The organism is Streptomyces sp. CBMA123, assembly GCF_014596465.1.
In the GTDB taxonomy this organism is placed as follows: domain Bacteria; phylum Actinomycetota; class Actinomycetes; order Streptomycetales; family Streptomycetaceae; genus Kitasatospora.
The window spans coordinates 1-2544 of record NZ_MECK01000381.1 but is presented as its reverse complement, the minus strand read 5'-3'; the positions used below and the strand labels follow the sequence as shown (position 1 = coordinate 2544).

General features: G+C 75.4%; 2 protein-coding genes. Both read right to left on the bottom strand.

The window, feature by feature from the left end; translation table 11 throughout:
* A partial coding sequence (locus BG452_RS31255; protein WP_317621310.1) for a bifunctional precorrin-2 dehydrogenase/sirohydrochlorin ferrochelatase occupies positions 1-448 on the bottom strand: 448 nt, incomplete at its 3' end.
* Positions 449-608: 160 nt separating this feature from the next.
* A partial coding sequence (cobT, locus tag BG452_RS31250) for a nicotinate-nucleotide--dimethylbenzimidazole phosphoribosyltransferase (protein WP_188307724.1) occupies positions 609-2544 on the bottom strand: 1936 nt, incomplete at its 5' end.

Here is a 2544-nt window from a genome sequence, read left to right as displayed (position 1 = left end):
GCAGGGCCGCGGAGTGCCTCGGGTCGCCGGTGAGCACGGCGACGGTGGCGCCGGCGTCCCGGCCGCTGGCCGGGGTCCAGGCGGAGGCGGCGGAGGCGTCGTCGCTGCGGGCGCAGAACACCCGCTCGCGCTCGGCCTCGGCGCTGACCGCCGCGTTGACCGCCGGGTCGTCGGTGGCCACCAGGACGTACCAGGCGCCGGTCAGGTCGCCGTCCGCGTACGGGCGGGCGTGCCAGGTCAGCTCACCCGCGTCGGCCATGGCCTGGACGGCCGGGGTGGTGGCCGGGGATATCAGGTGCAGCTCGGCGCCGGACGCGATCAGGGCCGGCAGCCGCCGCTGCGCGACCTGTCCGCCGCCGACCACGACGACACGACGACCGGCCAGCAGCAGGCCGACCGGGTACGGGGTCCGGCCCTCGGTGCCGGGGTGCGGGGTGGGCGCGCTCATCGGCGGTGCTCCTGATCGGGATGAGGATGTGGGGCGGGTGCGGTGGTACGCCGCTCAGCGGCCGAGCGGTGGCACACCGCTCAGCGGGCCGAGCGGTGATACGCCGCTCCGCGGGCCGGCGCGCCCTCGGGCCGGTCCGCGGAGCGGGTGAGGTGGTGCGTCAGGCCTTCTCGGTGACCCCGGCGGAGTCGAAGGTGGCTACATCGTGCATCGCGCGGGCCGCACTCTGCACCAGCGGCAGTGCCAGCAGGGCACCGGTGCCCTCACCGAGCCGCAGGTCCAGGTCGATCAGCGGACGCAGGCCCAGCTTCGCCAGCGCGGCCTGGTGGCCGGGCTCGGCGGAACGGTGGCCGGCGATGCAGGCGGCCAGCACCTCGGGGGCGATCGCCTTGGCGACCAGCGCGGCCGAACCGGCGATCACACCGTCCAGCACCACCGGGGTGCGCAGCGACGCGGCGCCCAGCAGGAAGCCGGCGAGGGCCGCGTGCTCCAGGCCGCCGACGGCGGCGAGGACGCCGATCGGGTCGTTCGGGTCGGGCTGGTGCAGGGCCAGCGCGGCGCGGATGACCTCGATCTTGCGGGCGTGGGTCTCGTCGTCGATGCCGGTGCCGCGGCCGGTGACCTCGGCCGGGTCGAGGCCGGTGAACACCGAGATCAGGGCGGCCGAAGCGGTCGTGTTGGCGATGCCCATGTCGCCGGTGACCAGTGCCTTGTTGCCCGCCGCGACCAGGTCGCGGGCGGTCTCGATGCCGACCTCGACGGCCTGGAGGGCCTCCTCGCGGGTCATCGCCGGGCCCTGGGTCATGTCGGCGGTGCCGGGCTTGACCTTGCGCGGCAGCAGGCCGGTGGCGCGGCCCTGCTGGACGGCCTGCGGCAGCTCGGCGGCGACGCCGACGTCCACCACGCAGACCTCGGTGCCGATCTGCTTGGCGAAGGAGTTGATCACCGCTCCCCCGGCCAGGAAGTTGCCGACCATCTGGGCGGTCACCTCCTGCGGCCACGGGCTGACGCCCTGGGCGTGCACGCCGTGGTCAGCCGCGAAGATCGCCACGCAGGCGGGCTCCGGGATCGGCGGCGGGCACTTGCGCGACAGGCCGCACAGCTGGGCGGAGATGATCTCCAGCATGCCGAGCGAGCCGGCCGGCTTGGTCATCCGCTTCTGGCGGTCCCAGGCCTCGCCGAGCGCCTTGGCGTCCAGCGGGCGGATCCCGCGCAGGGTGTCGGCGAGCAGGCTCTGCGGCTCCTCGCCGGGCAGCGCGCGGTTGCCGTACTGCTCCTCATGGACCACCCAGGCGAGCGGGCGCTTCTTGGCCCAGCCCTGCTGCTCCAGTTCGGGCTCGTCCGGGAAGGAGTCGACGAAGCCGACGCACAGGTAGGCGACGACCTCCAGGTGCTCGGGCAGGCCCAGCTCGCGGACCAGCTGCTCGTCGTCGAAGAAGCTCACCCAGCCGACGCCCAGGCCCTCGGCGCGGGCGGCCAGCCAGAGGTTCTCGACGGCCAGGGCGGCCGAGTACGGGGCCATCTGCGGCTGGGTGTGCCGGCCCAGGGTGTGCCGGCCGCCGCGGGTGCGGTCGGCGGTCACCACGATGTTCACCGGGGTGTCGAGGATGGCCTCGATCTTGATCTCCCGGAACTGCTTGGCCCGGCCCTTCGGCAGCGAGTCCGCGTACGCCTCGCGCTGGCGCTCGGCCAGGGCGTGCATCCGCCTGCGGGTCTTCGCCGAGCGGATCACCACGAAGTCCCAGGGCTGCGAGTAGCCGACGCTGGGCGCGGTGTGGGCGGCCTCCAGGACGCGGATCAGCACCTCGTGCGGGATCGCGTCCGGGCGGAAGCCGTTGCGGATGTCGCGGCGCTCGCGGATCACCTGGTGGACGGCGTCGCGGCCGGCCTCGTCGTAGCCGGGGGCGGCCGGGCCGCGCGGCTCGGCGGGCTCGACGGGCTGCTCGGCCTCCGCGGCCGGGGCCTCGGACGGATCGACGGGCTGCTCGAGCTGCGGATCGGCGGGCTGCTCGGCCTGGGCCTCGGACTGCGGTGCCTCGGCGGCGGGCGCCTCGGCGGCCTCGGTCGCGGGGGCGACGGCTTCGGCGGGCTGCTCG